Genomic DNA, 6,449 nt, shown 5'->3' with positions numbered 1-6,449 from the left:
TGCCCATCGCAGCGCGCAAATCGGCGGCGGTATCACCGTCCTGACTTTCCCCCTCCGGAATCATGCATTCATTCTACCGCGAATTCTCTTGCCGCAGAACAGTAATAGTCATGTGATATCAGAATCTTCAGATGCTTACTCCTATCTTCGAAGCGGCAAGCACAAGGGATTTCGGCGATCCTCAGCTGCCATTCCGGCACATGAGGGATGATTCCGACGTCGGCGACGATGTCGAAACGTGCCGCAGGATCCCGAATTTCGCAAACTGCCAACCCGAACAGATTCACGTTCGGTCCCGCAGGAGAATTCGGCGTAGACGGCGATAGGTGGGTGCCATTGCACGCAAGCATCGAAGGGTTGATCGACGAACCTCCGTTGAGCACCTTCGAACCCGTGACCGAGATTCGCGGCCTGGCCGACACCTGGTGGCGAGGATCGGACTCGCTTATCGCGATCTATACCGGAGTGGGACGCCTGGCAGCGGCTCGCCGAACTCGCCGTCGGCTACGACGACCTCACCGACGAGGCCGCCCACCGGGCACCCACGCAACCCAGCCGTCAAGTAACGCCGCAGGTGGGAGGCCGATAGATCGGTACACGGCCGGAATCCACCACGGCTCTCCCTCGCTCGTGGGGGGCACGATGTCATATCCCCGAGAACATCCGCCGCCGCGACCAGCACGGCACGGCGCGGTGCCGACTGTGGTCGTCGTCGTGGTCGGTATCGCCGCGGCGGTGTGGGTGGTCGTGTTCGGTGCGACGCTTGCCGTCCTGCTCGATGGCGTCGACCGGTACGAGTCCACGACGCCTCGGTACACGGAGTACTCGCAGGTGATTCCTACCGCGTCGAGCGGGCCGGACTCGGAGCGTTCACCGGTGGCAGCGCCGCCAGTGGTCGCCGCGCCGCCGTCCGCGACCGCACCACCCGCCACCCCGACCCGGCCACCGACCACCGCCGAGACGCCACCGATCGCGCCAGCTGCACCGGTGCCGCAGGCCGTTCCGCCGGAACCTCAAACCGCACCGCCCGCAGCGGGTTCCGGCTGTCACCCCTCCTACGACCCCTGCCTGCCGATCGTCAGCGATGTGGACTGCGCCGGTGGGAGCGGCAACGGGCCGGTGTACACACCGGGACCCGTGCGGGTCATCGGGCCGGACGAGTACGGGCTCGATCGCGACCGCGACGGGGTGGGCTGCGAATAGCACGGAGGGGTAGACGAGCCGCCGCTCGACGAGTCGCGTTCAGGACCAGACGTCGAGCGGGATATGTCCCACCGCGATGCCGCTGCGGGGGTCGAGCAGCCGGCCCATGCGTTTGAGGGCGCTGAGGGTGTAGGAGCGTTCGGTGATGCGCAGGGTCGGAAAGTGGTGCAGGAGGCGGGATTCCAAAGCGATCGGCTCCTGGGGGGTGCGTAGCCAGGCGATCAGCAGAACATTGCTGTCGTCGTCGGCGGTCACCACGCAGAGCCGGATCTCCGGCCACTCGGGTAACGCCGCACCGAGGGCGTCCAGGTCGGTGGCCGGGATGCGCGCGCGGAGATTGGTGTTCACCCGCCAGCCCGCGGCCTGCTGGGCGAAATCGCAGCGGAAGATCAGGCGGCCGGAGCGGCTCATCTCCGAAATGCGGCGGCGCACCGTTGCGTCGCTGAGACCCGTGTCGGCGGCCAGTTCGACCGCGCTGCGGCGGGCGTCGGCGCCTAGGGCGAGCACCAGTTCCCGATCGCCACGGCGGCGGCGCGGCGCTCCCGGGGCGCGCTCGTCGCCCTCGGTCAGCAGCGCCTCCTGCGTCGGGTCCAGGGCGCGGGGACGCCAGTGGCTGCCGTCGGAGTACTGGTGCACGGCAACGGCCAGGCGGGCCTCCTCGATGCCGGGGTGCTCGGCCAGCCAGCGGACCCGGAAGTCGTCCAGGGCGGCGGGTGATTCGGCCGCGACCGACAGTTGCAGGTCGTAGCGCCCGCTGGTCCGGTCGACCGCGAACACGCAGCCGTACGTGCTGGACCGGGCGGAGACCTCGGCGACCGTATCGGGGCGACATCGCAGGCGCACGTAGCCGACCGTGGCGAACTCCGGCGCATACGCGGTCGTCCAGGCCAGGCCGGCATCGGTGAGGTGCTGCCAGCGGCGGGCCGCCGTGGTGGCGTCGATGCCGAGGGACGCGCCGATCAGGGACCAGGGTGCCCGCGGGCTGATCTGCAGCGCGTTCACCAGGTCCAAGTCGCGCTCGCCGAACTCGACTGCGGCGTCGAAACCCTGCGCGGGGGTGTTACCGATGTCGGATTCCGGCGTTTCCGATGTGCTGTAGAACACATGACCCATTGTGACAGCACCGCCACGCCAAGAGGAGGAACCACGGGTTTGCTGCGTACCACTCGAATCACGGTGTTGCTGTTGTCGGCAGCTTGGATCGCCGACTACATCGACCGCATCGTCATCAACTTCGCGCTGCCCGCGATCGGCGACGACCTGAACCTCGACCACACCCAGCTGGGCATGGTGGTGTCGGTGTTCTTCCTCGCCTACGCGGGCATGCAGATTCCCGCCGGGTTGCTGGCCGACCGTTACGGCGCGCTCACGATGGGCACCATCGGCCTGCTCGCCTGGTCGGTCTTCACCGGACTGACCGCGGTGGCCTGGTCGTTCTCCACACTGCTCGCCATGCGTTTCCTGTTCGGGCTGGTGCAGGGCGTCTTTCCCCCGGCGGCGCTGAAGGCCCTGTCGGAACGCAGCCTGCCCGAGCAGCGCACCACCGCCAGCGGCTGGACCAATGCCTCCAACGCGGTCGGCACCCTGCTGGCCGCCCTGGTGGCCGCGATCCTGCTGCCCACCGTGGGCTGGCGCATCATGTTCGCCCTCATCTCGCTGTTGGGCGTCGCGGTACTGCTGGCGTGGCGACGCTGGATGCCCGACCCGCTGCCGGAGGCGGTGGCCGCACCCGATGCCCGACCCGTGCGCGACTACCGGTTGCGACGGCTGGTCATGCGCTCACCGGCGCTGCTGGGCTTCGCGGTGATCTTCTTCGGCTACGACGCGATCGTGTGGGGGCTGAGTGCGTGGATGCCCACCTATCTGCACGACGAGTACGGCGTCTCGACCAGCACGGCCGCGTTGATCGGACTGCCCGCCACGGTTTTCGCGGCGGTGGGAACGGTGGCGGGCGCGCGGCTGTCGGACCGCATCGACGGGCGGCCCCGGCACATAGTGGTACCGGCCATGATCGTCACCGCCGCGCTGGCCGTGGCCCTGCCGTACGCCGGATCGGTACTCGTCTTCGTGATCGCGGCGACGGTGCTGGGCACGGTGGCGTCGCTGTGCTACATGCCCGCCTTCGCGGTCCCGCTGCGGGCACTGCCCACCGAACTGCTGGGCTCGGCCACGGCGGTGATCATCTTCGGCGGCCAGCTCGCCGGAGTCGTCACTCCCCTGCTGTTCGGCGCGGTCACCGACCACGTCTCGTACACCGCGGCCTTCGCCACGCTGACCCTCGGACCGGTGCTGGCCATCGCGGCGGCGGCCGTCGTGCCGCAGACCGCCGATGCCTTCCGCGCCCTGCTGCCGCAACCACCCGCTCCCGAGCCGAAGGAGACCCTCGCATGACCATCACCCCGGACCAATTGCCGCACAACGGTTTCCCCATGCCGGACGGGACGGTCGATCCGCACTGGCAGCAGGTGTACCGGCACCTGCACGCACATCCGGAACTGTCCGGGGTGGAATTCGACACCGCCCGGCTGGTCGCCGACGAGCTGCGTGCCCTGCCCGGCTGGGAGGTGAGCGAGGGCATCGGCGGCACCGGCGTGGTCGGCGTGCTGCACGGCGGACCCGGCCCGGTGATCTGGCTGCGCGCCGATATGGACGCGCTACCCGTACAGGAGGACACCGGACTGGACTACATGTCCCGGAACCCCGGTGTGATGCACGCCTGCGGGCACGACATGCACGTCACCGCCCTGCTCGCCGCCTGCGCACGGCTCGCCGCCGAACCCTTCGCCGGCACCGTGGTGGCCATCTTCCAGCCCGCCGAGGAGACCGGCGGCGGGGCGCGCGCCATGCTCGACGACGGCCTGCTGGAGCGGGTGCCGCGACCGCGAATCTGCTTGGGCCAGCACGTGAGTCCGCTGCCCGCGGGGCTCATCGCCAGCAAGGGCGGCCCCATCATGGCCGCCTCGGATTCGGTGCGCATCGTGCTCAGCGGCAAGGGCGGTCACGGGTCCACACCGCACCTGGCCGTGGACCCGGTGTCCATGGCGGCGTCGCTGGTGCTGCGCCTGCAATCGTTGACCGCGCGACAGACGGCCCGGCCGTCGTCGCCGGTGCTCACGGTGGGCGCGCTGCACGCGGGAACCCGGCCCAACATCATTCCCGAGACCGCCGAAATGCTGTTGACGCTACGCACTTTCAGCGACAGCGCCCGGCAGCTGATGCTGGACGGGATCGAGCGGCTCGCCCGGGCCGAGGTGGAGGCCGCCGGTGCGCCGGAAGCGCCGCGGATCGAGTGCTACGACCGCTTCCCGGTCACGGTCAACACCCCCGCCGACACCGATCGCGTGCTCGCCGCGTTCACCGCCGCCGGGCTCCCCGCGCTCACGCTGCCGCACCCGCAGACCGGCAGCGAGGACTTCGGCGTACTCGGTACCGCAGCCGAATGCCCCTCGGTGTTCTGGCATATCGGCGGATACCCCCTGGACCGATTCTCCGAGGAGGACCGGGCGGTCATGCTCGCCGACCACACCCTGCCCGCGAACATCCCCGCCAATCACTCGCCGCACTTCGCGCCCGATCCGGAACAGACCCTGCCCGCGGCCACCGCCGCGATGGTCACCGCCGCGCGCACCGAACTCGCCGTCAAGGCGTAACCCCCGGCCGTCCCTGCCGGACGGCATGCACCACCCATGATGAGGAACAACAGATGAGTATTCGTCGAGCAGCCCTGACCACGGCCCTCCTGGCCGCGAGCGTCGTCACCGGCACCGCGACCGCCACGGCGGCACCGGAGCCCGCCGCCGAACCGGTTTCCTTCCGCGCCAACCTGATCGGCGACACCGTGGTCACCACCCTCGACCACGGGTCCTTCGCCCTGGCCGCGGATACCCGGTCGGTCACGATCAGCGATACCGCCGGACGCCCGCTCCAGGTGGTCCCGCTGTCGTTCACCCTCGACGGCCAACGGCTGCCGCTGCGGCAGCAGATCACCGCCGACGGCCGCACCCTGCGGCTGACCCCGGAACTCGACGGCCTCGACCGGACGGCGCTGCGACCGGTGGCCTCACCGCTGGAAAACCAGCTCGCCATGAACGATCTCATCAACGCCGTCAGCCTGGGCACCTCGGTCGGCAGCCTGATCGGCACCGCGATCGGCGCGGTCGCGGGCGTCGGCGTGGGCATCGCGCTGGCCGGTGCCTCCTGCCTGGTGTTGAGCCTGGGCTGTGTGGTGGCGGTGCTGCCCATCGTCAGCATGGTCGCCGCGGCCGGCGGGATCGCCGGTCTCATCCTCGGCGGCGGTCCCAGCGCGGCGGCGGCGGCCTTCGACTACTGGACCACGCTCAACGCGGCTCCGGGCGAGAGCAGGTACGCCCCGCACCTGCCGGGCGTCCAGGCACCCGCGAACTGAGTGGACGGAGACCGATGATGCGCATTCGCACAACAGCTTTCGCCGCGATCGTGACCGCCGGGGCGGTGGGCGCGGCGGCCACACCCGCCGCCGCCGACCCACCGACGGCGCACTACAGCTCCGTCGTCGCCGACGGCTCCGTCACCACCACCCTGGACGGCGCGACGTTCGCGCTCACCGCGGACGGGCGGACGGTGCTCGCCCACGACCCGACGGGACACGAGGTCCTGCGCCTGCCACTGGCGTTCGAACTCGACGGTGCAGTGCACCCGATCCGGCACCGCATCGACGATGCGGGACGCACGCTGGTGCTCACCCCGGACCGCGGACCGCGCCCGATCGCCTCACCCATGGAAAACCAACTGGCACTGGGTGAATGGGCCGGAAACATGACCAAGGGCGCACTGGTCGGCACCCTCGGCGGGTTCGTGCTGGGCGCGCTGGTGGGCGCCGCGCTCGGCCTCGGCTCATGCCTGGTGGTCGGTCCGGGCTGCCTGGCGACCACACCGGCGGCGATCATGGCCTTCGCCGCCGGCGGCGGCCTGCTCGGCACCCTGGCGGTGGGCGGCGTGGCCCTGGCCGACGGTCTGTGGAAATACATCACCACCCTCCAGGCCGCACCGGGTGAGAGCGCGTACGCCGATGACGACGGCCTGCTCGACCCCAACGGCACCGGCGTCCCCGACGCCAACCTGCGCCTGCCGCCGCTGCCGTTCAAGGCGTTGATGAGCGGTTCCGCGGGGCGCTGACAGGGCCGGACGCGGCCTGCCCCGGCTTCTTCGGGCTGTTGTTCGATCAGCCCGTGTGTTGCACTGGAAGGAACTCGACGGGAGGCGGAGTC

Annotated in this window: 6 protein-coding genes; 5 read left to right on the top strand and 1 reads right to left on the bottom strand. The window is 70.1% G+C overall.

All coding sequences use genetic code 11. The features are described from left to right. Positions 1-642 precede the first annotated feature (642 nt). Positions 643-1,203: a hypothetical protein gene (locus ON31_RS38535; RefSeq protein WP_147286971.1), complete on the top strand. Its 561-nt coding sequence runs from the start codon at positions 643-645 to the stop codon at positions 1,201-1,203. Between the two features lie 39 nt (positions 1,204-1,242). Here ON31_RS38535 and ON31_RS06525 read toward each other — a convergent pair whose 3' ends face one another. Next, positions 1,243-2,307, bottom strand: coding sequence for an Lrp/AsnC family transcriptional regulator (locus ON31_RS06525; protein WP_085996350.1), 1,065 nt, complete (start codon positions 2,305-2,307; stop codon positions 1,243-1,245). A gap of 48 nt (positions 2,308-2,355) precedes the next feature. On the opposite strand from ON31_RS06525, the gene ON31_RS06520 reads away from it, so the two are divergent. From ON31_RS06520 to ON31_RS06505, 4 genes are read left to right on the top strand one after another with little or no spacing between them, the layout of a single operon-like run. Continuing rightward, positions 2,356-3,594: an MFS transporter gene (locus ON31_RS06520; protein ID WP_051036930.1), complete on the top strand. Its 1,239-nt coding sequence runs from the start codon at positions 2,356-2,358 to the stop codon at positions 3,592-3,594. Next, a complete protein-coding gene (locus ON31_RS06515; protein ID WP_169335002.1) occupies positions 3,591-4,853 on the top strand; it encodes an amidohydrolase in 1,263 nt (420 codons plus the stop codon). The genes ON31_RS06520 and ON31_RS06515 overlap by 4 nt, the downstream gene beginning before the upstream one ends. 53 nt (positions 4,854-4,906) lie before the next feature. Next, the gene (locus tag ON31_RS34530; protein ID WP_051036929.1) at positions 4,907-5,608 is read left to right on the top strand and encodes a DUF8020 domain-containing protein; all 702 of its coding nucleotides are present in this window, start codon (positions 4,907-4,909) and stop codon (positions 5,606-5,608) included. A 14-nt stretch (positions 5,609-5,622) separates the two neighbouring features. Beyond that, positions 5,623-6,357: a DUF8020 domain-containing protein gene (locus ON31_RS06505; protein ID WP_147286972.1), complete on the top strand. Its 735-nt coding sequence runs from the start codon at positions 5,623-5,625 to the stop codon at positions 6,355-6,357. Positions 6,358-6,449 lie beyond the last annotated feature (92 nt).

Origin of the sequence: Nocardia otitidiscaviarum NBRC 14405, assembly GCF_000308635.1 — a bacterium.
In the GTDB taxonomy this organism is placed as follows: domain Bacteria; phylum Actinomycetota; class Actinomycetes; order Mycobacteriales; family Mycobacteriaceae; genus Nocardia; species Nocardia otitidiscaviarum.
The sequence above is the reverse complement of the archived record's forward strand: the minus strand, read 5'-3'. Positions and strand labels throughout refer to the sequence as shown.